Consider the following 24432-nt stretch of genomic DNA (forward strand, 5'->3'; position numbering starts at 1 on the left):
AAATATTCAATAGAGGAATAACCGGGGCGACCTGCGGAAAGGGAGGTTATGAGCGATACGGTCAGCCGGAGTGCGCGACCCGCCGGTCAGGGACCATGGGTTGGGGTCCGGCTCATCAAATAGTTGTATTTACCCTCATAGAGAGTTAGCATATAGGCTATCGCTCAAAAGAAGATGCAGCGAAGCCCGGCAGCGCCGCCGGCGACAAAGAACTCAACGATCGAGTCCGATTGAACGCATACTGAGGAGAATTGCCGGATGGACATCGACCCCCTGCAGCATGAGCCGACTATAATCGAAAAAGCACGACGCACCATTTTAGGCGCTCCACGAAACGTGAGTGAGCCGTCGATATTTCATAAGCTTTCCCTTATCCCCATACTCGCATGGATCGGTCTTGGCGCCGACGGACTCTCGTCGTCATCCTACGGCCCTGAAGAGGCCTTCAGGACCCTGGGGCAACATACGTATCTCGCCATATTCCTGGCCCTGGCGACCGCCCTTACGGTCCTCATCATATCCTACTCCTATTCGAGGATCATCGAGCATTTTCCCCATGGCGGCGGCGGATATATCGTGGCCACCCACACCATAAGCAAGAATGCGGGGGTAATATCGGGCTGCGCCCTTCTGGTGGATTACATGCTTACCATCACCGTCTCCGTGGTTTCATGCGGCGATGCAATTTTCAGTTTCGTCCCCCTCCCGTTTCAGAAGTACAAGTTGACCTTTGTGGGGTTTCTCATTGTATTGCTGGTGGTGCTCAACTTAAGGGGAGTGAAGGAATCGGTTAAATTACTCGCGCCGATTTTCTTCATTTTTGTCATCACCCATATTATTCTTATCGGTTACGGCATAGGAAGCCATACGGCGCAGATAAAGCCACTGGTAGGCACCGTGCACAGGGATTTTGTCCAGGGCTTCTCCACCCTCGGCCTGGTGGGCATGCTTGCTATATTCCTGAGGGCCTTCTCTTTGGGCGCCGGTACCTTTACCGGCATCGAGGCCGTGTCGAACGGCATGCAGATCATGAGGGAGCCGAAGGTGCAGACCGGAAAAAGGACCATGGTCTATATGGCCACGTCTCTCGCCATCACCGCCGCCGGCCTCCTCGTATGTTACCTGCTCTTCGACATAAAGCCCGTTGAAGGCAAGACTCTGAACGCAATCCTGGCCGAGAACATGTTCGGCGGCTGGCCCCTGGGAAACGTTATTGCCCTCGTCACGATCGTCTCCGAAGGGGCGCTCCTGATCGTCGCGGCCCAGGCCGGCTTCATCGACGGCCCCAGGGTAATGTCCAACATGGCAATAGACCGGTGGTTCCCCCGTCGGTTCGCGGCTCTCTCCGAACGGCTCACCATGCAGGACGGGGTACTTCTCATGGGATTGGCCGCCTTCATTCTTTTGATCTATACCCACGGCTCCATCACGGCCCTTGTAATTATGTACTCGATAAACGTCTTCGTGACTTTTTCCTTTTCACAATTCGGCATGGCCCGGTTTTTCGTGAAGAACAAGGGCACAGATAAGAACTGGAAGAAGCATATCACCATCCATCTCATAGGGCTCGTGGTCTGCGTAACCATCCTCGTGGTCACCGTGTATGAGAAATTCCAGGAAGGGGGCTGGGTAACCCTCGTCATCACCGGCTTCGTCATCGGCTTCTGTTACCTCGTGCGGGGCCATTACGAAAAGGTGGGCAAGGCGATGCAGAAGCTCGCCGATCAGCTCTCCGATATACCGGCAGTCACCCCCTTCTGTGAAAAACCGGTGGACCCCAAAGAGATGACGGCCGTTTTGCTCGTGAGCGGCTTTAACGGCTTCGGCCTCCACACGCTCCTCTCCATCGTGCGCTCCTTTCCCGGGGTCTATACGAATTTTATCTTTGTCTCAGTGGCGGAGATCGATTCCGGCACCTTCAAGGGCATTGCGGAGATCGAGGCACTGAAGGCGTCGGTAGAGAAGGATCTTGAAAAATATGTGAAGATCACCCGGCAGCACGGGTTTCCCGCTGACTGCAGGATGAATGTGGGGACGGACGTGGTCGATACGGTGACGGAGCTGGTGGAATCGGTGGTCAGGGAATTTCCCCGGTCCACAGTATTCACCGGAAAACTGGTCTTCCGGCACGAAAACCCGTTCCAGAAGATCCTTCACAACGAAACGGCCTTTTCCATCCAGCGGAGGCTGCAATGGGACGGTGTGGCCACGGTGATCCTCCCGATTCGCGTATCGGTATAGTGCCCGGTCCCGGGCAGGTGAAAAGCCTTATCTCTCCCGTCCTATGTCTACAGTCCTTATCCTTACGGGCGACGGTGGAAGGGCGGGCTCACCGCTTCCGCCTGTCGCGAACATCGCTCTTTCTTCTATGCCATGTTCCCCATCCTCCTGCATGGCCCTCATGATAGCGGTCTTTGTCGCTTTTTTACATGCCCTCTGTCCCGTTTATATCTGTTCCTTGTAATCCGGATTCGGACAAGGCAGTCCGTTTTTATCAACAATTTTTGTGCATAAGCTGTGGAAAAAATGTTGACCTTTGCCCCTAAGTAAGGGATTTTACAGAAGAGATAGCCACATGACAAGGGAGGGAGCGATCCAATAAGGTCTTTTATTCCAGATAGTTACAGTTTACGCGGCAGAGGAAGGGCACTGCGTTTTTCGCGACACAGGACCCTCTCCGGTACCTGTAAAGATAAGGTGTTTCGCAAAAGGAGAATTTTCACAATCGATACTATGCTGAGAGAGTAAGGCTTGCGGGGAGGGCCTCAAGGGAGCCTGAAACGTGCGAATAAGACGGTCATTGAACGGCAATCTTCCCTTCTGCCGCCGGCGGCAGTATTTTCGGATCTACCCTTGCCCCGGGGTCACGGCCCCGGGAGCTTGATTTTTTATTGCCCCTCCTTTAATATTAGAGGGTCCTGTGGATGCCTGAAGGCATACCTGGAGGATTGAAAGAAGGAGGAAAAGGAAATGAAGCACCTCGAAGAGTTGACGCTCCCCGCCGAAAGGGCGATGATACCCCGTTTTCTCGACCTTGTAGCAACCCACGCCAAAACCGTGGGCTATAGCGACGCGCGCGTCGGGGAGATCAAAGGGGCGGTTTCGGAGGCCCTCACCAATATCATCGATTTTATCTGCACCGAAGGGCAGGAGATCCACCTGACGTGCGGCGATGACAAGAGGAGGAGGTTTACCGTCGATATCTCCGACTCGGGAAAATCATTCAATATGCTCCTCGAGGCAGACCCTTTCCTCTCGGGAAGCGATCCCGGGCAAAAACGGCCTTCCGTCCGCTTTATCAAGAAGATCGGAGATGTGGAATATAAGCGGTTCGAGGGGAAAAACCACGTCATCATCACGGTCTATCCTGAATACGGAAACCCTGAGTGGGCCGCATTGGGCGATGATCCTTCCGAGGAGAGCGCCCCGAAGAAATGAGTGCCCGCGCCTGTCGTCTCCCCTTTATCTTGTGTATATAGCCTGAACATGTAATATATAAAGATGGGAAAAGGACCGATTACGCGAGTGCGGCCGGCAACGGCGATGAAAACCCTTTCAGCAGGGGTACGACTCGTGGCGGGGACGTTCGCCGATTTCATGCGTGAAGACGGCACCATGCTGGCCGGCGCCATCTCGTGCTTCTTCATCCTCGCCTTCGTCCCCTTTATACTCCTCATGGTGTCGGTCCTCGGTTATATGTTGGGAGAATATAGCGAGCTTCACCGCTTTCTCCTTCAGCTCCTCGCCGATCTTTTCCCCACGGTCACCCATCAGATCACCAAGGAGATCGGGTCGGTTATCGGTTTTAAGCGGATCGGGTTTTTCACATTTCTCGTCTACGGGTTTTTCTCCCTCGAGCTCTTCTTCTCCCTCGAGACCGCGGTACAGACCATGTTCAAGGCCCCGGTAAAGCGCTCGTTCCTCAAGTCCCTCGCCCTCTCCTTTATTACGGTCACCCTCCTCATTACCTTCACCCTCCTCTCCTTTGGCGCCGCATGGCTGATCGAGATGTTCGAAACCCTCTCCCAAAGATTTCCGGTCCTGGAGGCGGGACGGGTGCCCGGCATAATCACGGGCATTATCGCCCCCATGTGCGTGGTTTTCATCGTCTCCACCCTGCTCTATTTCATCCTCCCCTCGCGCCGGAGCTTTAGACACGCCCTCGTGGGGGGTCTCTTCACCACCATACTCCTGGAAGCGGCAAAATTCCTCTTCACCTTCTACATCGCCTGGAGGGTAGTCCGCCTGGGCGCAATCTACGGCTCCCTCACCGCCATAGTAGTCTTCATCCTCTGGATCTTCTACGCCTCGTCCATATTCCTGATAGGCGCAAAACTGGTCCATAATATGAGCGCAAAAGAAGTGGCGCCTGTGCCTCCGGCACAGGCTTAGATTGAAGAGGTAGTTTTGTCTTCAGGTTCTTAACCTTTATATCCAAATTATCTCCAAGGAAGGGTCGGGGGTGGTCCATCCCGGCGCGTTAAGCGCAGGGTAGCGAAAAGAACTCAGCGGAAAAAGGGGCGAGGTAGTACCCCCCGTGTCAAAGTAAGGGGGGATGGGGGGGAAGCATTCGCCGCTTTTTCCGCGCCAAGTTTTCTCTACCCGGAGCGTGCACGGGGATGGACCACCCCCGGCCCTTCCGCTCCCCCGCACCCAGCCCTTCCGTCCCCGTCCCGGCTTGTGCTAGACTATACTCACCTACCCTAAGGAGGCCTTATGAAGGCGAGTCCGGAAGTCGAAGCGGCAGTTCTTGAAACCTTGAAAGATTCCTGGGATGCGTACAGGAGGCAGGAGACGGACGAGGTCCTCTCCTATTACACGGTCGATGACGATCTCGTTGCCATAGGGACCGGGGCCGACGAGCGGTTTACGGGCCGGGAGAGCCTTAGGGCAGGACTTCTTCGCGATTTTTCCCAGGGCCATGAGGCGAAGCTGGTGATTACCTGGGCCTCGGTCTCCCAGTCAGGCAATGTGGCCTGGATAGCCGCCCAGTGCGTGACCGAGGTAAATCTCGGGTGCCAGACCGCGAAAATCCCCGCCCGCCTCACCGCGGTCATGGAGCAAAGAGGGGAGAGATGGTGTATCATGCAGACCCACTTTTCCCTTCCCGGCGGCGCCGCCGCACCGACCGTCAGGTCCTGCGAAAAAGGCTGGTAAGGCTTTCAATCTTCAAAAGTGGCGGCCTTTCCGCTCCTTTTTCATATTGACTTGCTGCCAGGCGCTCACCTCCCAATTATCTTTGCGCTCATGGCGCCTTGCCCATGGCGGGAGAGGGAGACAGAAATAATAGGAGAGGGAATGGACGTAGGGCTCGTACATGTCCCGAAGCTCACCCAGCTTTTTCTCAAAACCGGCCCCCGTATCTATTGTTTCGTCCGGAGATCCCTCATGTATCAGGCTATCTTTAAGTATCGCCAGCTCTTCGGGGGTAATACGGTCCTGTGCGGGTACCGTGGGGGGGAGGTTAAAGACGATGGCAAGGTCGACCACCGTGTGCCTGGCCATGGCAAAGGTGAGTCCCGCCTGGTTTCTGCAATCCTCTTCATCGCATGAAATGAGCAACGCGCTGATGTCGAGGACCGCGGTGAGGGCGGAAAGCCATGATTGGTTTTCATGCTGGGACCTGAAATAGCCCAGCACCGGATATGAGAGGTGGCTCTCGAGAAGCTCCGCGGCCCACCTCTCCCAATTCAGGAGGAGTTTCCGCAGGTCGTCGCTGCCTCGCTTATGTCCATGCCTCATGAGCATTTCAGTCGCAGTGGGCGGCGAGCCCGCGCGGGCGTCGAGCATGGAGATGCTCGTCTCGCGGCTCCCGAAGGACTGATTCAAGACCGGAAGATAACTGATAATGAGGGCGAGAAAGCCAAAGCCGAGGCCCGACTCCACGACACTGAGAAACCTGCCCACCATCGTATGGGGCGTCACGTCCCCGAGGCCGAGGGTAAAAAATGTCGTCCCGCTGTAATAGAGGCTCACTGCCAGGCCTGTCGCGCTGTTTCCCGGCGAAAAGGCAGCCGCGTAAGCCCAGTGGATGAGGCCGAAGCCGACAATAAGGCCTCCGGCCCAGATACTGAGAAGGATGAGGAGCGACAGCGGCCCATAGACGCCGAGATAGGTCTCCACTTTTCTCGGCCCCGTGCACCTGAAGATAATACCGGACCAGAAGCGCCACGTGGTGCCGTAAAAAAGGCGCGCGATCCGCACCTTCCGTGTTACCCGCCTCGGCAATACCATTGTCTCGAAGCCGTCCCAGAGTATGAAGAGGACGATCCCTGCTCCTATAAATGCAATGACCGTGGCGATAAGAGCCTCCTTGAGGGCGGAAAACCCTCTGACAATCTATTGAAATCGGGATCTCTTGTCAAGAGAGGGCGTACGCCTCCTTGACGCGGCGCCGGGGGGAAACTTATATTGCATTATGAAACTTTACGTCACGGGTATTATCCTGTCCCTCGCCCTCCTGGTAGCAACCGGACCTGTGGGGGCAAAAGAGGCCGTCCCGGGTAACGGCAGCCCCCGCCTTGAGAAGGCTACCTTTGCCGGCGGGTGCTTCTGGTGCATGGAGGCGCCTTTCGACCACCTGGAAGGGGTAGTATCGGTGACGCCCGGCTACACGGGAGGCACAAAAAAGAACCCTTCCTATGAAGAAGTATCCGCAGGCGGCACGGGTCACGCCGAATCGGTCCAGATCGTATTCGATCCCGCGAAAACAAGCTATTTGACCTTAGTAGAAATCTTCTGGCACAACATAGACCCCCTGACGAAGGACGGCCAGTTCTGCGATATGGGCCGCCAGTACCGGACCGCTATTTTCACCCATAACGAAGAGCAGAAGAAGGTCGCGGAAGAATCGAAGAAGGCCCTCGAGGAGTCCCCCAGGCTCAAAGGCAAGACCATTTATACGGAGATCACCGCCGCCTCCGAATTTTATCCCGCGGAAGAGTACCACCAGCACTACTACAAGAAGAACCCCCTGAGGTACAAATTCTACCGCTTCAGCTGCGGCAGGGACGATCGGCTTCAGGAAATCTGGGGCAAGCCGCCTCATTAGATTTCTTTCTTATTTTCCCTCTAAAGAACATTTATGAAAAAAAGGCAGGATCAGGGAGGTTGTCCCGATCCTGCCTTGGAAAATCTTCGGACGAGGAATCTACTTGCGTTGATTTATGGTGAATATCTTTTTCTTTGCCGGATTCTGTGACAAGGTCACGTGAATTTTCCCCACCCTCGTTCTAGAGCTACTGTTCCCGAGGATCGAGTAGCCGACCGTGCTTCCCGCAATAGCGCCCACCGTTACCCATGGAGCGGCCGCGTCCGCCGTGGCGCTCCACTCGCAGTCCGAGGGCGTGGTGCTTACCGTGAAAGATCCGTCAAATGGCTGGTTGTCACGACGAACGGATGGCGGGCTGAGGGCGCGCATGCTGCATATGGCCCCGTCCTGGGTAACGGTAAAGGTCTGCCCCGCTATAGTGATCGTGGCTGCCGGTGCACGGGCCTGGGACGAAGGATTCGCGAGGACCGAGATCCTGACGTTGCCTCTGTTATTCCTGAAATTGAGCGCCGTGCCACTCGCCCAGTCCGCATTCGACGTGATCTGCGGCGTGGTACACCCGGTCCCCGTGCCGGTTACCCTGATGGTGACCGAGCCTTTTGCGGCTCTGAAGGCATTCGAGGTCTTGGAGAGGGTATAGGTGCAGGTAGCGGCGTCCATGAACTGGGCAAAAAGGCCGGCACCGGTGCCTACCAGAAGGTCATCCCAGTAAAGCACGTTTATCTCCGTCCCTGCCGGATAGCGGTAGGCGAGGCTCCACGCGCTCCCGTTGAGGTAATAGATATCATCGCCCATCGCAACGAAAGGTGTCTCATTGCTCTGTGCGTCCTGCCCTATGGTAAGCGCGGAGATCGTGCCCTTGGCGGGAAGGCCCGTAGAAACGAGGGCCTGCCACGTGGAGCCGGCGGCACTCTTCACGTACACTTTAGGGGCGTCGGTGTTATCGACGCCGGCCGCATAGATGTCGCCCAAGGTGTTCTTTGCAAGGCTCAGGGCCCCGAAGGTGGTGATGGTTCCCGATTGGCCGTTCATATCGTTGCTGTAGCTCACCGCGCCGCCGGTTTTTGCGTAGGTGACCGTCTTGACGCCGTAGGAAGGCGCGCCCCCGGCGGCCGTATATTCACATGCCGCATACACCTTTATCGAATCCTCGTCTTCCACCATGAGGAGGTCCCTCACCTGCGTATCGGCGCTCCCCGTGTCCAGCTTGCTCCATACGGGAGACCCTGCTTTTGCGTTGGCAGTGTAAAATATGCCTCCCCTCATATTGGGGGTCTGGGCTTTGGCTCCCACGAAAAGGAGATCGGGATTGCTTGCCGACAAGGCGAGAGCGGGGATCTTGGCCGCGAAATCGAAACCCGGTTCATTGTCGAGGGCGAATATCCTGCTCCACGAGCTGCCTCCATCGGTGGTCGTGTATACCCGGAGGTTTGCCGCATACGCGCTGTTTCCCGAGGCATCCGATTTGTCCATGGCGATGGAAAAGTAGGGAGAGCCGTCCGACATGGGGAAAGAGGTCGACCACGCTTCCGATGGGGTCCCGTAATTGGCCACGCGCCGCACGCCCGATTTCGAGGCGGACCACGCGATCGTCTTTGCGGCGTTCATGTCGAGGTCGGCGATCTGTACGGCGAGGACCCCATTGTTGATGTCCTGGAGGTCGACGCCGGAGTTAATCGACACCCCTATGCCTGCGTCGGTGGTAAGGTATACGACGCCGGTCCTGTTGGGATCGGCATAAATCGCCCCGTCGTTGGCATGGGAATCGAACGCACCGCCATTGGGCATGGTATGCCAGGTGCCGTTTTCACCTTTGCTCGTACTCATTGCCGACCCTACATAGACGGTATAGGAAGCTGCATCCCCCGAAGTCGTCACGTTCGGGCCCACTATCCCCCACATACCCGAATTGAAGGTGGTCCAGCTTTCGCCCTCCGTATCGGTATAGGCAATATACTTGCGGGGATCTCCCGCGAGATTGGACGCCGCGGCGAAGACGCGGCCGTCAGGGCCGATGCCGAAGGAGTTGTATTCCAATTCCGTACCCAGGGCGGTCACGCTCAAGGCGGCAAAGGTCGATCCTGAAAGGCTGTTGTAGACGCCTGAGGAGACATAGATCGCGGGAGGGTTGCCCCCTTTGAAGATATAGACTTTGTGGTTGAATTTATTGACCATGAGCCGGATAAGGCCGTTTCCGAGACCCGTCACGGTTACGGGGCTGCCCGCGTCTTCCGTGCCGGAAGAGACGGTGCCGAAGTGGAGCTTATCTCCCTTCAGCCAGAAAACCTTGCCGCCGTAGGCAGTTATGGCGCCGACGCCCGACGGGACGAGCTGCTGGATGGATCCCGCGGTGACGGTGCACGTGTAAAGGGCCCCGTTGGAGTTAAAAAAGATTTTTCCCGTCGTCTGGTCCACCGCGAACCTCTGCACGGAGGTCCCGAAGCCTTTGGTATAATCGAGGTCGGGCACCACCTGGAAGGCGCCGAAAGAAGGCGTCCCCGAGCCGTGGTCCACGTCCGCATAAAACATGGTATTGGCGCTGTAAGTGGAAATGAAGACCCTCGTGACCGTAGCGCTTAACGGGTACCCGTTGATCCAGGTAATGGAGCCGCCGTAGACCGCCTGCGGCTGGGGCGTGCCAAGAGCCGCGCCGGCCGGCGCAGGGGATAGAGAGAGAAAATAACAGAAGAATGCAACGACGAAGGCTCTTAATACCCATCCGTGACGCGTCGAGAAGTAAGACATAATCACCCTCCAAGAATTATTCCTGAATTGTTATCGGCAGGCTTCTCCAGGACTTAACGCCGTTGCCCGGCCGGGAGCCGCCTCTTTTGATTATTATGTGAGGCTGTGGTAATATTGTGTACACAATTTAAGACGATTTGCACGGTAATCCCTTGTAGTTATGAGGCAGCAAATTTGTGATATATTTCAAAAGCCGGGATAAAGCGCGTAACCCGGCGCGGGCGGAGAGGATGAACAGAAAGACCAGGATATTGGTGGTGGATGACGACCCGGAAGTGCTCGAGCTCAATACGAAAGTCCTCACAAGGGCAGGATACGAGGTCCTCGAGGCGCGGACCGGGAAGGAATGCCTTAAGGCGGTAAAACCCTTTCGCCCAGACCTTGTCCTGCTGGACGTAGTGCTTCCGGACCGGTCGGGGACCGATCTGTGCGAATCCATCAAGTCGGACCCCGAGCTGAAAAGCACTCTCGTCTTACTCGCCTCGGGAGTGATGACTTCATCGGACTATCAGGCAGAGGGTCTCGACTGCGGGGCGGACGGCTATATCACAAAACCCATTTCAAATAAGGAATTATTGGCCCGTGTACGCGCCATGGAGCGGACGAAGGAAGGCGAGGACGCGCTGAGAGAAGGAAAGGACCTTCTGGAGCAGCGGGTAAGGGAACGGACCGGCGAGCTTTCGGAGGCAAACAGACTTCTTCTCAAGGAAATACGGGAGCGCAAGGCTGCGGCGAGGGCCCTTGCAAAGTCCGAGGAGAGATTGCGTTTTCTCACGAACCATCTGCAGAAGATCAGGGAAGAGGAGAGGGCAATGCTTTCGCGGGAGGTCCATGACAAGCTCGGACAACTCCTGACCGTGATCAAAATGGACGCGGCATGGCTGGAAAAGAGATTGCCCCGTGACGATGAGCCTGCTTTCGAGAGGGTGCGTGAGCTTACGAAATATGCCGATGACGCCACGCGCACGGTGCAGGGGATGTCCTCGGCCCTCAGGCCCTCAATTCCCGCAGAGCTCGACCTGATCGAGGCGATACGGGCCGAGGCCGGGGATTTTGCAAAACGGACCGGGATTGCCTGCGAGGTGCGTGTGGAGACGAAGATCCTTTGGCCGGGAAGGAAGATCAGCGGGGAGGTGCTGCGGATTTTTCAGGAAACCCTTACCAATATCGCACGCCATGCGAATGCGAAAAATGTGCTGATAAGGGCGCGAAAGATAGGAAAGGGCCTTCTGCTCGAAGTGAAAGACGATGGCAGGGGGATCACCAGAAAAGAGATTATGGGACCCCGGTCGATCGGATTGACGGGAATGGGCGAACGGGCCGGCGCCATAGGAGGAACCCTGCAAATTAGGGGTGCGGCGGGAAAGGGAACTACGGTTACCTTGATGGTCCCCGTGGCCGCGCCACGGAAAGGAAAGGCAAAAACCGACACTCTCCGGTAGAGGGAAAAGAGATGAATTAATTGGAGACTCTTGCCGGGCAATGTAATAATGTATTATAGCATTACTTTGATTTCATATTTTCCGGACAACAGGGGTATTCATCTTCCCCAGGATTTTAATGAAGGTTCGATATGACCGGATTAAACTCACTACGAGGAGACCACCATGAAAACTTCCCTTGCCGGCCTCACACACACCTCCCTTGAGAAATGCCCTACCGGAATCTCAGGCCTCGACGAGATCACCCGTGGCGGTCTACCCAAAGGAAGGCCCACTCTCGTGGCAGGCGGGGCAGGCTCCGGCAAGACGCTCCTTGCCCTCGAGTTTCTCGTAAAAGGTGCGACCCTCTATAATGAGCCGGGGGTATTCATGGCCTTCGAGGAGACCGCCCAGGACCTGTCAAAGAACGTAAGCTCCCTGGGGTTCGATCTGCCGGGGCTCATAAAGAAGAAGAAGCTCGCCATAGACTATGTCTATATCGAACGCTCCGAGATCGAAGAGACGGGAGAATACGACCTCGAAGGGCTCTTCATCCGCTTAGGCTATGCCATCGATACGGTCAAGGCCAAAAGGGTGGCCCTCGACACCCTGGAAGTCCTCTTCGGAGGATTGAAGAATGAAGGGATCCTCCGGGCAGAGCTCCGGAGGCTCTTCCGCTTCTTAAAGGAAAAGGGGGTGACCGCCCTCGTCACCGCGGAGCGGGGAATAGACCAGTTTACCCGTCACGGCCTCGAAGAGTACGTGGCCGACTGCGTCATCCTCCTGGACCACCGGGTAAACGAACAGATCTCGACCCGGCGATTACGGGTCGCCAAGTACCGCGGGTCTGCCCACGGCACCAATGAATACCCCTTCCTCATCGACCGGGATGGCCTCTCCATCCTCCCCGTCACCTCCCTGGGCCTCGACCATAGCGTCTCATCGGAACGGATATCGACCGGGGTCCCAAAGCTCGATGCCATGTTCGGGGGCAAGGGCTTTTTCCGGGGCAGCAGCATCCTCATATCGGGCACCGCGGGCACGGGAAAGTCGACCCTTGCCGCCCACTTTGTGGAAGCCGCCTGCAAAAGAGGGGAGAAAGCCCTCTACTTTGCCTTCGAGGAGTCTCCTGCCCAGATCGTGAGGAACATGTCCTCCGTGGGCATTAACCTCGCCCCATGCGTAAAGAAGGGGCTCCTCGAGATCAGATCGCAGCGGCCCACCTTCACCGGTCTCGAGATGCACCTCATCGAGATGCATAAGCTCATCTCCACCTCCAATCCCCGGGTAGTGGTCATGGACCCCATCACCAACCTCATCGAGGTAGGCCTCGCCGCCGACGTGAAGTCCGTCCTCACCCGTCTCATCGACTTCATGAAATCAAAAGAGATCACCGCCTTCCTCACGAGCCTCACCACGGGCGGGGAGGCAACCGAAGCGACCAACGTGGGCGTCTCTTCCCTCATGGATACGTGGATTCTCCTCAATGATATCCCGGGGGAGACGGAGAGGACCAGGGGGGTATCGATCATAAAATCGAGAGGCATGGCCCATTCGAACGAGGTCCGGGAGTTCCGGCTTACGGATAAGGGATTTCTTATCGAAGAGAGAGTCGCGGGATCGCAGGAGAAGAAATGAGAGAGGTGAAAAGGTAATGGACATGGCTGCCTCGTCAGGCGCCTACCTCCGCCCCCCAGGAACGATGATCTGGGTTTTTCGAACACTGAAAGGGTGCTCGTGGGACTCGACATTCGTGCTGCCCGGGCTTAGGAGACAGATATGAAAAAAGTGAGTAGGACAGAAGATTTTGAAAAAGCACTCAAGGAAGCGCCCCGAAAGAAATACGTCCTCCGCCTGTACGTGGCAGGGGCCAGCCGGAAATCATCGGAGGCGATCGCCCACATAAAAAAGATATGCGAAGAGCACCTCAAGGGACTTTATGAGCTCCAGGTCATAGATATTTACCAGCAGCCCGTGCTCGCCAAGGGGCGGCAGATCATCGCGGTGCCGACCCTCGTAAAGGAGCTGCCCGTGCCGCTGCGCCGTTTTATCGGCAGCATGGCAGACGAGGAGCGTATCCTGGTGGGGCTCGATCTCGTGCCGAAGAGGGAGGATCTCTCTTCGAAAGCAAAAACAGGGGTCAGCACAAAAGAAGGGAAGGATGAAAGGGAACCGAAAGGATCATGATTTGAAAGCCGAGATAGAGGATTTGAAGGTGCGCCTCGCCGAGGCCGAGGAGACCATCCGGGCGATCCGGCATCGTGAAGTGGACGCCCTCGTGCTCGAGGGACCCGAAGGCCTGCAAACCTACACCATCGAGGGCGCTGACCGGCCTTACCGGGTCTTCGTGGAATCGATGAACGAGGGGGCGGTGACCTTGTCCCCCGACGGGACGATCCTCCATTGCAACACCAGGTTCGCCGAAATGATCAAGAGGCCCCTCAACAAGATCATCGGCGCTTCCTTTTTAGACTTTCTTACCCCCTCCGACAGGGGCTGGCTCGAGCACCTGGCGCAAGAATGCGGCCTCGAGGGCTGTAAGGGCGAGACGCTTCTGACCGTCTCGAAGAAGCAGAAAATGCCCGTCTATTTCTCCGTCACACCCCTGACACCGGAGATAAACACCTTTTGCATGGTGGTTACGGACCTGACAAGCCTTAAACAGGCCCAGGACCTTTTAAAGAAGGCAAACGAGGAGCTGGAGTCGCGGGTGAAGGAACGGACCGCGGAATTGCAGGAAGGCGAAGAGCGCTGGGCCGCCACGCTTGCGAGCATCGGCGACGGGGTGATCGCCACCGACGGGAAAGGGAAGATCACTTTCTTGAACAGGGTGGCGGAGGCCTCAACGGGCTGGACCCTCAAGGAAGCCGCGGCCACACCCGTGAGGGGCGTCTTCCGCGTGATCAGCGAGGAAGGCCGTCACAAGGTCCCTGATCCCTTCGCGAGCCTTCTCAAGGGGGAGGAGATGGCTGCTCGAGCAAATCATTCCATCCTGATAAAAAAAGACGGATCGGAAGCAATAATCGACCACAGCGGCGCGCCTATCAGGGATAAAGAGGGCAATACCACGGGCGTGGTACTCGTCTTTCGCGACATCACGGAACGCAGGCTGGCGGAGGAGGTCAGGAAAAAGAGTGAATCCATGTTCCGGCTCCTCTTCGAGACGAGCCCCGACGCGGTCTTTCTTACCTCTCCCGATGGAGGCGTCATAGCCGCGAATCCCGCGGCATGCGCCATGTTCGGCATGACGGAAGCGGAGCTGCGCCGGGCGGGCAGGAAAAGCCTCGTCGACCCCGATGATCCCCGGTTCGCGGACCGCTTGAAGGAGCGGCAGCGCACGGGCCGCGTGATCAGGGCGGAGCTCAATTTTATCAAGAAAGGCGGCCAAAAGATTATCGCCGAGGTAGATTCGGTCATCCTCCCCGGCAGCCCGCCCCGCTCCTTTGTCATCATGCGCGATATTACGGAGCGAAAACGGATCGAGCAGGCCCTGCGGGAGAGCGAGGAAAAATTCGCCCGCTCTTTTTCCAATAACCCGGTCGCCATCGCCATGAACCGTCTCGAAGATGGACTCATTCTCGAAGCGAACGACACCTGGCTCGCTCTCCACGGCATGAGGCGGGAGGAGGCGATAGGCCGCTCGGCCAGGCAGATGGGCCTCTGGCCGGACCGCGCGGACATGGAGCGGTTCATCCGGGTGATGCATGAGAAGGGCGCCATCCATGGGTGGGAGCAGGAGTTCATCAACAAAGCGGGCGGGACCTTTATTGCCCAGGTATCGGCCCAGGTCATGACCCTGAGGGGCGAAAAGGTGATCCTTCTGGCCATGACCGACATCACCGAGCGCAAGCGGGCCGAAGAGGTCGTACGCAAGTCCCGTGATGAGCTGGAGTTCCGCGTTCAGGAGCGGACCGCCGAGCTCGAAGCGGCGTATGAAACGCTCCGGGTGGAGACGGATGAGCGGAAACGAATGGAGGTCCAGCTCCGCCAGTCTCAGAAGATGGAAGCTTTAGGCACCCTCGCGGGTGGCATCGCCCATGATTTCAACAATATCCTTGCCGCGGTCCTCGGTTTTGCGGAGATGTCCCTGGAAGATGCGCCCCAAGGCTCGACCCTCGAAAAAAACCTCCAATATATCCTGAAATCCTCTTTCAGGGCGCGGGATCTGATCAGGCAGATGCTTACTTTCAGCCGTAAGACAGAGTATACGGTGAAACCTCTCCCCCTGACCCCCCTCGTAAAAGAGACGGCCAAACTGCTCCGTGCATCGATCCCCACCACCATCGAGATCCACGTGGACACTGCCGCCGCATCGGATATGATCCTTGCGGACCCCACCGGAATGCAGCAGATAATCATGAACCTCTGCACCAATGCAGCCTATGCCATGCGGGAAAGAGGCGGCAGATTGACCATCGCCCTTTCGGACGTCGATTTGAAAGAGGATCGTGACGATATGGCCCTCGTGGCAGGCCCTTATATTCAGCTCGCGATAAAAGACACGGGTGACGGAATGACGGCCGGAGTCATGAAAAGGATATTCGAGCCTTTCTTTACCACCAAAGGATCAGGACAGGGAACGGGCATGGGTCTCGCAGTTGTCTATGGTATCGTAAAAAGTTTCAAAGGCGACATAACTGTGGAGAGCAAGCCCGGAGAAGGCTCCACCTTCCGGGTTCTCATTCCGAAAATATACGCGGATGAGGTATCGGAGCCCGCTGCCGCGGAGGCCATAGCCGGCGGGAAAGAGCACATCCTTTTTATTGATGATGAGGAGATAATAATGGAGCTGGGAAAGACGATGCTCGAAAGGCTCGGTTATATTGTCACCGCCACGACCGACAGCATCGAAGCCCTTCAAGTCTTTTCACAGGACCCCCTTCGGTTCGACCTTATCATCACCGACCAGACCATGCCCGGCATTACAGGCCTCCGTCTCGCCCGGGAGCTGCGGAAGGTGCGTTCCGACCTTCCTATCATACTCTGTACCGGGAATAACGAGAGCATCAATTCCGATACCCTCAAAAAAGCGGGGATAAGCCGGTTCCTGATGAAACCCCTTTCAAGACGGGAGATGGCAGCCGCGGTCAGGACAGTGCTTGACGCAGACGGGGAAGAGGGAACGGGTTAAAAGCGGCGTTCTATTTCAATAGCCCCTGGAGTGCCTGTTTCAGATATTCTTTGACGATCGGCTTGATGAGCGTGGCCCGTACGCCGCTCCCACGGACCTCCTCGAGGGAGATCATATTGCCGTGTCCCGTCATCAGCACTATGGGGATGTCGTCCTTTATCCTGAGGAGCTGCTTGGTGAGCTGGGTCCCCTTCAAACCGGGCATTATCTCATCCACCACCACGGCATCGAACCGTTCCGGCGCTTTGGAAAAAAGCTTGAGCCCGTCTTCGGGCCTCACGCAGACCACCGCCAGGTAGCCCATGCGGCGAAGCATCTGGCCCACCATTTTCGATACCACCTCGTCGTCATCGACGACCAGGACCCTGTATTTCGCACGCACTCTTGTCATATTTAATCAATATAAGACCTGTCCGACCCCCGTGCAATGACCGGGCATGAAGTTTATCGCCCTGGCTCACTCCATCCCCCATATGTCCCCGGGGCAACCGAGGTCGGATTTGCCGCGACCTTGTATCGTGTCAAGGGCAGCTCCCTGTGCCGCTATGCGGGGGAGCCTAATCGCTCAGGCATGTGGCAGAGGAACAACTGTCACCCTGAACGGGGATGGGACGGGAATTCGGTAGTGACTTGACATTAGTTAATGTCATAGCCAGATTCTCAGTGAAGATCGGGAGAACTCGCGGCGAGGCTACGGGAAGAAGCCGAGATCAGACTATTGCGTGTATTTGCCGATCAAGTTGCCGAACCGTCAAAATTGGTTCGGCTGGGTCGGCTATAGGGAGGTGCCATAATGCAGGGAGAAAAAGGAGATAAGTCGTTAGGAGAGCTCTTTAGCGAGCTCGCTTCGGGGTTGACCACCATATTCCGACAGGAAATTTCACTGGCGAAGGCCGAAGCGAAAGAAGCGATCCCGCACGCAATAAAAGATGTAATCTTCCTGGTGGTGGGAGGTTTTGTCCTTTATGCGGCTTTTTACGTGTTTCTCGCGGCCGCGGTAGTGGGTCTTTCGGAGGTCGTGCCTGTCTGGCTTTCGGCGATCATTGTAGGCCTTGTGGTATCTTGTGCCGGATATGTCCTGGTGAAAAAAGGGATCAAGGATCTGAAAGCCCGTACGTTCAGGCCGGAAAAGACGATTGAATCTATAAAGGAAGATAAAGACTGGGTGAAGGCAAAGATTTGATAATGAGACCAGGAGGACGGGATGGAAAAGCAAAGACAGTTTAACGATGCAAGCGATAAGCGGCCGGGGCAGATCAAGAGGGATATCGAGCTGACCCGCGATTCAATGGGAGATACGATAGAGGAGATAAAGGAAAGAATTTCACCCCGCTACGTGAAGGAGAGGGTGAAAGAAGCCACGATTAAGAAAACAATAGAAGTGATCGAAACGACCGTGGCTCATGCACGTAAGTGGGGCGGAAGGGTCGAGCGCAATCTCAAGGACCATCCTGCCTGGTATGCCGCTGCGGGCGCGGGCGCAGGGGGATTACTATGGCTCCTGGCACGCCGCAGGCATAACCGTCGTCGTCAAAGCAGTGAAGTGGCCGAAACATTTGGCGACTCTACAGAGTTCATGCGAGGGCAGAGCAGCCGCGGGGGAAATACCGCCGCCAACGTGAAGCCAAGAGGGGGAGAGCTGAAGAGCCATCTCACGAAAGGAATCGTGCAAAACCTCCGCACTTCCGGTGGTCTCAAATTTCTTCTCGGCGTGATGACCGGTATTATGACGCTCAAATCCCGCGGAGCGATGATTGGCGAAAAGCGCGAGAAGTACGGAGTCCGGCAGACAAAGAACCCGACGATATAACGGGAACCGGTGCTGCGATGGATCGGGCTGCCTGAAGCTAAGGAGCCAGGCTTTAATGAAACTAATCAGATAATCCTCATTCACCGGCATCACTCATCACCCGTATTGTCGGTCCCGGTTAGCTTTTATCGAAAAGAGGATCGCGATCCTCTTTAACTGCTTTCATATCGCATATTTTCTTGAGCAGGTCCTGTGATCTTTTTGAAGAATCATTGAAGAAAAGGAAACTATTGGATCAAGAGCCGGTCCGGTAAGAAGAGTCGCAAAAGGAGCGCGCCCGGATTTGCGTCAGATTCGGTGGGGGCGATTGAGTGAAACCGGAGCCAGAAGTAGGCGCTCTAGGCGGCGTAACGGAAGCTACGTTGAGGATTTCGCGATTGAGTCACCGCCGGAGATGGCGGAAAGGCGGGTGTGGGACTGCGAGACTTGTGCCGATCAGAATAATGTGCCCAAAATGCCGGACAAAAAGAGAGCATTTTGTGTGGTTGCAATCTGTATTATTATGCTCCTCCGAATATTGGATCAAGAGCCGGTCCGGCAAAGAGAGTCGCAAAAAGGGCCGCGCCCGGATTTGCGTCAGATTCGGTTGGGACGATTGAGTGAAACCGGAACCAGAAGTAGGCGCCTGAAAGCGGCGTAGCGGAAGCTACGTTGAGGATTTCGCGATTGAGTCACTGCCGGAGATGGCGGAAAGGCGGGTGTGGGACTGCGAGTCTCTTTGCCGGACCGGCTCTGAAAAGAGCGTCCCCAGGGGGATTCGAACCCCCGTTGTCGGCGTGAAAGGCCGATGTCCTAGGCCAGGCTAGACGATAGGGACGTTTTTTATGGGCCGTGCAAGACTTGAACTTGCGACTCTCTGCTTAAAAGGCAGATACTCTACCGACCTGAGTTAACGGCCCCGAAGTCTATAAGGATATAAAAAAGTTGCCCTATTGTCAAGCTTAATAAGCCTTGGGATTCCAATAGGAATAATTCACATTCGGGGAGGGCGGCCCACGGCCTTCGCAACTCCGTGTAAGTACAGGGGTAAGGAGAGGCCAAAAAAAGGGCGGATCATAACCTGTTGATAATTGAGGCGAAACAGGAGGCGGTAAAGTTGGGGGAGGCGGGTATTTCCGGGGGACCGCTGAAACTGCAAGTAGTCATTATCATTACATTTTTCAATCTGCCTCTCCCTTGGGCAGTCAGAGCGAAACCAAATGATATCCATGAGTTGAGGGGGTGCTTCTACAACTTGTCCACAGATTTTCCACAAATTTTGTGGATAACCCGATCACCACTTTTGAGGACAAAAGGGGGTTATTTACCGATGCAGAAGCGGCTGAATATCTCATGGAGGATATCGTCGGTCCACGCCTCTCCCGTGATCTCGCCCAGGAGGTTTATGGCTTCCCGGAGATCGAAGGCAGTGAATTCTTTTGGACTCTCCCCCTTATGCGACCCTATCGCCCTGTCTACCGCCTCCAAGGCCCTTGCAAGGCCGGTACGGTGGCGGATGTTTGTGACCAGCACGTTATTACCGCGCCGGGAGCTCCCCATGAGCCGCGTGTAAACCGCCTGTTTCACCTCCTCCGTGCCCTGTTCCTGAAGAGCCGAGATATAGATAGGATCGACGCCCTTTTCCCTGAGGATCTCCTGATCGAGGACGGGGGGGAGATCGAGTTTATTCACCACCGCAAGGGAAGGCCTCCGACCTATGGTCCGGTACACCTCTTCATCTTCAGGAGAGTACGGGCGGGAGCCGTCGAGGACCCACAGGACGAGGTCCGCTTCCGGTATCCTCCGCCTGACCCGCTCCATGCCCTCTTCCTCGACCTCATCCCTTGCAAGGCCGATCCCCGCCGTGTCGACCAATCTCACCTTAATGCCTTTTATATGGATCATATCTTCGATGAGATCCCTCGTGGTGCCCGGGATGGGCGTAACGATCGCCCTCTGACGAGCGATGAGGGCGTTTAAAAGGCTCGATTTACCCACATTGGTGCGACCTGCGATGAGGACTTCCATCCCGTGCCTCACTGCGTTTCCTTCATGATAAGAGTCGACGAGGGATTTTAATGCCTCCCGCGCCTCTTCCATATACGTCCCGATCCCCTCTTCGTCCACATCCACGTCTTCCTCGGGAAAATCTATGAGCGCTTCCGTCTCCACGAGTGCGTTCGTGAGCTTCTCTTTCACCATCCCGATCCGCCCGGAAAGCGCCCCTCTCAGGTTCCCGACGGCATAGCGGAGCTCTTCGTCCGTTTCGCTCTCGATCACGTCGAGCACCGATTCCGCCTGGGCAAGATCGATCCTCCCGCTTAAGAATGCCCTTCTCGTAAATTCTCCGGGTTCCGCGAGCCGCGCGCCTGCCGCGATCATAAGGGAGAGTATCTTGCGCTGAACGGCGAAACCACCGTGGGAAAAGACCTCCCCCACGTCTTCCCGCGTATAGGTGCGGGGCCCGCTCATGAAGACCGCATATGCCTGATCCACAATAGCCAAATTGTCAGGGTCGATGATGGAGCCGAGATAAAGGCGGTGAGACTCGAACGTCCCGCCGCCTTTAGATGTCTTGAATATTTTCCTTAATATGAAGTGGGCCAGGGGCCCGCTCAGCCGCAATATGCCGATCCCGCCCTCTCCCGGAGGGGTCGAAACGGCACAGATGGTGTCATTGATTTCCATTCGCCAGGCCGGCGGGTGAGATGACCACCTTCTTAATGTGGCCTTCGCCCTCGCTTTTCGTCGTAATATTCTTATTATGCTTGAAGAGGGAGTGGACGATCCTGCGCTCGTAAGGGTTGAGCGGGTCCGTCTTGAACCGCTTGCCCGTCCTTCTCGCCTTGTCCGCCATTCTCTTGGCCATGAGGGTGAGGGCCTTCTTTCTTTTTTCCCTGTACCCGTTGATATCGACAAGGACCTTCAATCCCTGTTTGTAACGTTTTGCAATGGCGAGGCGCAGCACGTGCTGGAGCGCCTCCAGGGCCTCTCCGTCCTTTCCGATCAGCACATCGCCGTTGTCGGATTGGATGAGGAATATAATCCTGTCTTCGTATTGGGAGATCTTGGTCTCGAAGGAGAGTCCCACGAGGGTAGCCAGGTCCTGAAGAAACTGCCGGCCGTACTCCTCGGGCGTCGTCTCTTTTTCCCGCAGCCTCGCGATGATACGCACTTTCTTGCTGCCGAGGAGACCGAGAATGCCTTTGGTATCGACCTCCTTCACTTCCACGTCGAGATCCTTTTCCTCCGCATTCAGTTCGGCGGAGGCTTTCCTGATGGCCTCCTCGTACGTTTTCCCTTCAACCTCAACGAAATCCATGGTACCTCCTTTAGGAGACCTTCTTATTGATGTAGTACTGCTGGGCGATGGAGATGACGTTATTCACCAGCCAGTAAAGAACGAGCCCTGACGGGAAGCCCCAGAAGATGAAAGTAAAGACTATCGGCATGGCAAGCATTATTTTCTGTTGCATGGGATCGACGCTCGTGGGGGTCATCTGCTGCTGGATCACCTGGGTAACGCCCATGACGAGGGGCAGGACCCTCAAAGGCAGGTCGAACCCGGCGACGTGGAGGGTATAGAGGTCTTCCGGAGACGAAAGGTCGTTGATCCAGAGCATGAAAGGGGCATGACGCAGCTCGATGGCAGCGGAGAGCGCCTTATAGAGGGCAAAGAAGACGGGGATCTGGATCACCATGGGGAGGCAGCCTCCCATGGGGTTTATGCCCTTTTGCTTGTAAAGGCCCATGATCTCCTGATTGAGCTTTGCCTTGTCGTCCTTGTATTTTTCTTTGAGCTTGGCGAGTATGGGCTGGGTCTTCTGCATCTCCTTCATGGACTTGTAGCTCTTCACGCTCAAGGGATAGAAAATCAGCTTTATAAGGATCGTCAGGAGTATGATGTCGATGCCGTAGTTGTGGGTCAGCTTGTTGCAATAGTTCATTCCTATGATCATCGGTTTCGCGATGATATCGAACCAGCCGAAGTCGACGATCTTCTCGGCGCCCACGTTGAGGCCTTTCAGGATTTCCGTGTTCTTCGGCCCAAAATACATCCTCCCCGAGGCGGAGCCGCCCGGAAGGCTAAGGCGTATCACGGGAATGGCGTTCTCTCCCTTTACCAGCGTAGCGGGCGTCTGAGAGCCGGCATCGGGAATCCAGATGAAGGCGAAAAAGCCGTCGTCCAGTCCGACATACCTGTACGCCTTGTCGAGGTCCACATTCTTTTCGACACTGTCCACCTGTTCGAATTTATTGCCCGCAAGGTAGAAAGGGCCCTTGAAGGTATAGGAGGATTCGTTCTTGCCCGTCACCATGGCAAAATCCATGGCCGGTTTGATCGCATCGGCGCCGGCAACCGCGACTTTCAGATCGATCGTGTACCCGTCGGGTTGAAACGTGTAAGTCTTCTTCACCGCCCGCCCGTCGGTGAGGGTCCCGGACATGACAAGAGTCTCGGGCTTATCGGTAAGCACGATCTTATCCCGGTTGGATGTGAAGAGAGTCCTGTCGCTTCCCGTATCGCCGGTTACGGCTGCAAAGACCTTCGGGATATAGACGTAGGGCTTCACGTCCTCGATCATCTCCTTGCTGTCCGGCTTGTTCACCTTTTCTTTATAGTTTTTGAGTTTTACGCTCGAAATGGCGCCGCCCAGGTCCGTGAGGGTGACTTTCAGCTTCGCGGTCTCCACCGTAATTTCCCGGGTCGCTTTCTGCTCGGCCTTTTGGGCCGGGGCGGAAGGTCCGCCAGGGAGGCTCGCCTTGGGCGTCGTGCCCGGGGTCTTTGCGGCTTCCGTCTTCGCCGCTTCCCCTGTTGCCTGGGTTGCCTGGGGGGCTTGCGTCGCCGGTTTGGGGGTGAAATACATCTGGAAGAAGAATATCAATACTATGGTCAATCCGAGCGCTACCATGGTTCTCTTGTCCATCAATTACCTCCGTTATTTGACCGGGTCATACCCGCCGGAACAAAAGGGGTTGCATCTGAGAAGCCGCTTTATGCCGAGGAAGATACCCCTCGCCACGCCTTTCTTCTCTATGGCTTCCTTCATATAGCAGGAACAGGTGGGATAAAATCTGCATTGGGTGGGGACGAATGGAGAAATAGTGAATCCGTATACGTCGAGCATACCCACGAATACTTTTTTCACTATAGAATTTTCGGGTTCGATAATAGTTGCCGGAGCTCTTCGCTCGTCTCTTTCCATTTTAATTTGGGCGGCATTGTCTTCACTTTAATGAGGCTGTCGGCAGCTTCCGTGAAAAGCCCCTTGTGAAGCCTGAAGTACTCCCGTATCAGCCGCTTTATCCTGTTCCTGACGACCGCGCACCCTGTCTTCTTGCGCACACCTATAGCGATCCTTCGCGTCAGGTCCTTATTCTTCTTTCCCAAAAGGAGGAAATGGGTTGTTTCGCCTCGTTTCACCCATTTTATACCCCGAAAATCCCCCTTTTTCAATATCTCATTTTTTGTGAGAGTGTAAGCCATGTCAAGAGGATGGGCTCGCCGGCCTACATATGAAGGATAAACTGCGGTAAAATTCGGGACACCGGACTACCCACTGCACGTATAAAACCGCGTTAAGCCGAAAGCGTTTTCCGTCCCTTTGCCCTTCTTCTCCTGATCACGTCCCGTCCTGAAGCCGTTCTCATTCGTACAAGAAAACCATGGGTTCTCTTTCTGCTCTTGTTGTGAGGTTGGAAGGTTCTTTTCATTTAATCACCCCAATATAATTTGAAGATAACACTTAACCACAGAATATCGTGTAAAGTCAACAGAATTAAGGGGGAGTTGCTGGTACTGTGCATGGGACTCGCTACTATGCATGGGGGCTCACGTCGCGCTATTGTGCAGAGGGACTCACGTCGCCCCCTCCACGGGCAAAGCCCATGGAGCCTCCCCCTCTCGCTCGCGGTGCGAGCTACACGCGCTGGGGAAGCCGGGAGAACGGAGGGGACTCGGCGGCCGCGGCAGGGATTGGGGCCTTGGGCGTTCAAGGAGGGAGCTCGCATTGACCACCATTATGGAGTAGCTCAGGGTTCACACTATAACCATATATAACGCGGTCGAGGAGGCTCGTGTGCCTGTGTTACTAAAGGTTGTGTTCCCTATCCCCCTAGGGCGGGTTCTGACTTGCTCCGGCAGCAAAGCCGCCGGAGCGTGCCCTTGTTATCCAAATTAAACTCCAAGGAGGGGTGTTGGTGGTTTATCCTGGTGCGTTAAGCGCAGGGTAGCGAAGAAAACTCAGCGGAAAAAGGGGCGAGGTAGTACCCCCCGGGTCCAAGCAAGGGGGGA

20 protein-coding genes and 2 tRNA genes are annotated in these 24432 nt (G+C 55.9%); 11 read left to right on the forward strand and 11 right to left on the reverse strand.

What is annotated here, in order from left to right:
* Positions 1-258 precede the first annotated feature (258 nt).
* The 4 genes from VGJ94_19175 (at position 259) to VGJ94_19190 (ending at position 5157) form a co-directional block, all read left to right on the forward strand.
* Positions 259-2241: an APC family permease gene (locus VGJ94_19175; GenBank protein ID HEY3278744.1), complete on the forward strand. Its 1983-nt coding sequence runs from the start codon at positions 259-261 to the stop codon at positions 2239-2241.
* Between the two features lie 729 nt (positions 2242-2970).
* Positions 2971-3438, forward strand: a complete 468-nt coding sequence (locus tag VGJ94_19180) for an ATP-binding protein (protein ID HEY3278745.1) — start codon at positions 2971-2973, stop codon at positions 3436-3438.
* A 105-nt stretch (positions 3439-3543) separates the two neighbouring features.
* Positions 3544-4392 carry a YihY/virulence factor BrkB family protein gene (locus VGJ94_19185; protein HEY3278746.1) on the forward strand — a complete coding sequence of 283 codons (849 nt, stop codon included), beginning with the start codon at positions 3544-3546 and terminating at the stop codon, positions 4390-4392.
* A gap of 324 nt (positions 4393-4716) precedes the next feature.
* Positions 4717-5157, forward strand: coding sequence for a nuclear transport factor 2 family protein (locus tag VGJ94_19190; protein ID HEY3278747.1), 441 nt, complete (start codon positions 4717-4719; stop codon positions 5155-5157).
* A gap of 12 nt (positions 5158-5169) precedes the next feature.
* On the opposite strand, the gene VGJ94_19195 is transcribed toward VGJ94_19190, so the two are convergent.
* On the reverse strand, positions 5170-6234 hold the full coding sequence (locus VGJ94_19195; protein HEY3278748.1) for a potassium channel family protein: 1065 nt from the start codon (positions 6232-6234) through the stop codon (positions 5170-5172).
* Positions 6235-6418: 184 nt separating this feature from the next.
* On the opposite strand from VGJ94_19195, the gene msrA reads away from it, so the two are divergent.
* On the forward strand, positions 6419-7051 hold the full coding sequence (msrA, locus tag VGJ94_19200; protein HEY3278749.1) for a peptide-methionine (S)-S-oxide reductase MsrA: 633 nt from the start codon (positions 6419-6421) through the stop codon (positions 7049-7051).
* A gap of 99 nt (positions 7052-7150) precedes the next feature.
* On the opposite strand, the gene VGJ94_19205 is transcribed toward msrA, so the two are convergent.
* The gene (locus VGJ94_19205; protein HEY3278750.1) at positions 7151-9796 is read right to left on the reverse strand and encodes a hypothetical protein; all 2646 of its coding nucleotides are present in this window, start codon (positions 9794-9796) and stop codon (positions 7151-7153) included.
* 230 nt (positions 9797-10026) lie between these two features.
* Here VGJ94_19205 and VGJ94_19210 point away from each other — a divergent pair, with 230 nt between their 5' ends.
* The 4 genes from VGJ94_19210 (at position 10027) to VGJ94_19225 (ending at position 16348) form a co-directional block, all read left to right on the forward strand.
* Entirely contained in the window at positions 10027-11238 is a 1212-nt protein-coding gene (locus VGJ94_19210; GenBank protein ID HEY3278751.1) for a response regulator, read from the forward strand.
* A 165-nt stretch (positions 11239-11403) separates the two neighbouring features.
* The gene (kaiC, locus tag VGJ94_19215) at positions 11404-12855 is read left to right on the forward strand and encodes a circadian clock protein KaiC (protein ID HEY3278752.1); all 1452 of its coding nucleotides are present in this window, start codon (positions 11404-11406) and stop codon (positions 12853-12855) included.
* Between the two features lie 141 nt (positions 12856-12996).
* Positions 12997-13404, forward strand: a complete 408-nt coding sequence (locus tag VGJ94_19220) for a circadian clock KaiB family protein (protein ID HEY3278753.1) — start codon at positions 12997-12999, stop codon at positions 13402-13404.
* Positions 13379-16348: a PAS domain S-box protein gene (locus VGJ94_19225; GenBank protein HEY3278754.1), complete on the forward strand. Its 2970-nt coding sequence runs from the start codon at positions 13379-13381 to the stop codon at positions 16346-16348. The genes VGJ94_19220 and VGJ94_19225 overlap by 26 nt, the downstream gene beginning before the upstream one ends.
* 10 nt (positions 16349-16358) lie before the next feature.
* Here the strand turns inward: VGJ94_19225 and VGJ94_19230 are convergent, their stop codons facing one another.
* On the reverse strand, positions 16359-16739 hold the full coding sequence (locus VGJ94_19230) for a response regulator (GenBank protein ID HEY3278755.1): 381 nt from the start codon (positions 16737-16739) through the stop codon (positions 16359-16361).
* 402 nt (positions 16740-17141) lie between these two features.
* On the opposite strand from VGJ94_19230, the gene VGJ94_19235 reads away from it, so the two are divergent.
* Both VGJ94_19235 and VGJ94_19240 read left to right on the forward strand, forming a co-directional pair.
* The gene (locus tag VGJ94_19235) at positions 17142-17531 is read left to right on the forward strand and encodes a phage holin family protein (protein ID HEY3278756.1); all 390 of its coding nucleotides are present in this window, start codon (positions 17142-17144) and stop codon (positions 17529-17531) included.
* 21 nt (positions 17532-17552) lie between these two features.
* Complete coding sequence (locus VGJ94_19240) at positions 17553-18158, forward strand: DUF3618 domain-containing protein (protein ID HEY3278757.1); 606 nt, start codon at positions 17553-17555, stop codon at positions 18156-18158.
* A 742-nt stretch (positions 18159-18900) separates the two neighbouring features.
* Here the strand turns inward: VGJ94_19240 and VGJ94_19245 are convergent.
* From VGJ94_19245 to rpmH, 8 genes are all read right to left on the reverse strand, one after another.
* Positions 18901-18975 (reverse strand) — tRNA-Glu (locus VGJ94_19245).
* Positions 18976-18983: 8 nt separating this feature from the next.
* Positions 18984-19057: transfer RNA gene (locus tag VGJ94_19250), tRNA-Lys, on the reverse strand.
* 400 nt (positions 19058-19457) lie between these two features.
* On the reverse strand, positions 19458-20825 hold the full coding sequence (gene mnmE, locus VGJ94_19255) for a tRNA uridine-5-carboxymethylaminomethyl(34) synthesis GTPase MnmE (protein ID HEY3278758.1): 1368 nt from the start codon (positions 20823-20825) through the stop codon (positions 19458-19460).
* Positions 20812-21459: an RNA-binding cell elongation regulator Jag/EloR gene (gene jag, locus VGJ94_19260; GenBank protein ID HEY3278759.1), complete on the reverse strand. Its 648-nt coding sequence runs from the start codon at positions 21457-21459 to the stop codon at positions 20812-20814. The genes mnmE and jag overlap by 14 nt, the downstream gene beginning before the upstream one ends.
* Positions 21460-21469: 10 nt before the next feature.
* Positions 21470-23065, reverse strand: coding sequence for a membrane protein insertase YidC (gene yidC / locus VGJ94_19265; protein HEY3278760.1), 1596 nt, complete (start codon positions 23063-23065; stop codon positions 21470-21472).
* A gap of 12 nt (positions 23066-23077) precedes the next feature.
* Entirely contained in the window at positions 23078-23287 is a 210-nt protein-coding gene (gene yidD / locus VGJ94_19270; protein HEY3278761.1) for a membrane protein insertion efficiency factor YidD, read from the reverse strand.
* Positions 23287-23625 (reverse strand): ribonuclease P protein component, encoded by a 339-nt coding sequence (rnpA, locus tag VGJ94_19275; protein ID HEY3278762.1) that lies wholly within the window; start codon positions 23623-23625, stop codon positions 23287-23289. The genes yidD and rnpA overlap by 1 nt, the downstream gene beginning before the upstream one ends.
* A gap of 92 nt (positions 23626-23717) precedes the next feature.
* Positions 23718-23852 carry a 50S ribosomal protein L34 gene (rpmH, locus tag VGJ94_19280; GenBank protein ID HEY3278763.1) on the reverse strand — a complete coding sequence of 45 codons (135 nt, stop codon included), beginning with the start codon at positions 23850-23852 and terminating at the stop codon, positions 23718-23720.
* Positions 23853-24432: the final 580 nt, after the last annotated feature.

The organism is Syntrophorhabdaceae bacterium (genome assembly GCA_036504895.1).
GTDB lineage: Bacteria > Desulfobacterota > Syntrophorhabdia > Syntrophorhabdales > Syntrophorhabdaceae > PNOM01.

Coding starts and splice junctions, on each gene's coding strand:
- VGJ94_19175 (HEY3278744.1), top strand. CDS start 259: ATGGACATCGACCCCCTGCAGCATGAGCCGACTATAATCGAAAAAGCA.
- VGJ94_19180 (HEY3278745.1), top strand. CDS start 2,971: ATGAAGCACCTCGAAGAGTTGACGCTCCCCGCCGAAAGGGCGATGATA.
- VGJ94_19185 (HEY3278746.1), top strand. CDS start 3,544: ATGAAAACCCTTTCAGCAGGGGTACGACTCGTGGCGGGGACGTTCGCC.
- VGJ94_19190 (HEY3278747.1), top strand. CDS start 4,717: ATGAAGGCGAGTCCGGAAGTCGAAGCGGCAGTTCTTGAAACCTTGAAA.
- VGJ94_19195 (HEY3278748.1), bottom strand. CDS start 6,234: ATGGTATTGCCGAGGCGGGTAACACGGAAGGTGCGGATCGCGCGCCTT.
- msrA (HEY3278749.1), top strand. CDS start 6,419: ATGAAACTTTACGTCACGGGTATTATCCTGTCCCTCGCCCTCCTGGTA.
- VGJ94_19205 (HEY3278750.1), bottom strand. CDS start 9,796: ATGTCTTACTTCTCGACGCGTCACGGATGGGTATTAAGAGCCTTCGTC.
- VGJ94_19210 (HEY3278751.1), top strand. CDS start 10,027: ATGAACAGAAAGACCAGGATATTGGTGGTGGATGACGACCCGGAAGTG.
- kaiC (HEY3278752.1), top strand. CDS start 11,404: ATGAAAACTTCCCTTGCCGGCCTCACACACACCTCCCTTGAGAAATGC.
- VGJ94_19220 (HEY3278753.1), top strand. CDS start 12,997: ATGAAAAAAGTGAGTAGGACAGAAGATTTTGAAAAAGCACTCAAGGAA.
- VGJ94_19225 (HEY3278754.1), top strand. CDS start 13,379: ATGAAAGGGAACCGAAAGGATCATGATTTGAAAGCCGAGATAGAGGAT.
- VGJ94_19230 (HEY3278755.1), bottom strand. CDS start 16,739: ATGACAAGAGTGCGTGCGAAATACAGGGTCCTGGTCGTCGATGACGAC.
- VGJ94_19235 (HEY3278756.1), top strand. CDS start 17,142: ATGCAGGGAGAAAAAGGAGATAAGTCGTTAGGAGAGCTCTTTAGCGAG.
- VGJ94_19240 (HEY3278757.1), top strand. CDS start 17,553: ATGGAAAAGCAAAGACAGTTTAACGATGCAAGCGATAAGCGGCCGGGG.
- mnmE (HEY3278758.1), bottom strand. CDS start 20,825: ATGGAAATCAATGACACCATCTGTGCCGTTTCGACCCCTCCGGGAGAG.
- jag (HEY3278759.1), bottom strand. CDS start 21,459: ATGGATTTCGTTGAGGTTGAAGGGAAAACGTACGAGGAGGCCATCAGG.
- yidC (HEY3278760.1), bottom strand. CDS start 23,065: ATGGACAAGAGAACCATGGTAGCGCTCGGATTGACCATAGTATTGATA.
- rnpA (HEY3278762.1), bottom strand. CDS start 23,625: ATGGCTTACACTCTCACAAAAAATGAGATATTGAAAAAGGGGGATTTT.
- rpmH (HEY3278763.1), bottom strand. CDS start 23,852: ATGAAAAGAACCTTCCAACCTCACAACAAGAGCAGAAAGAGAACCCAT.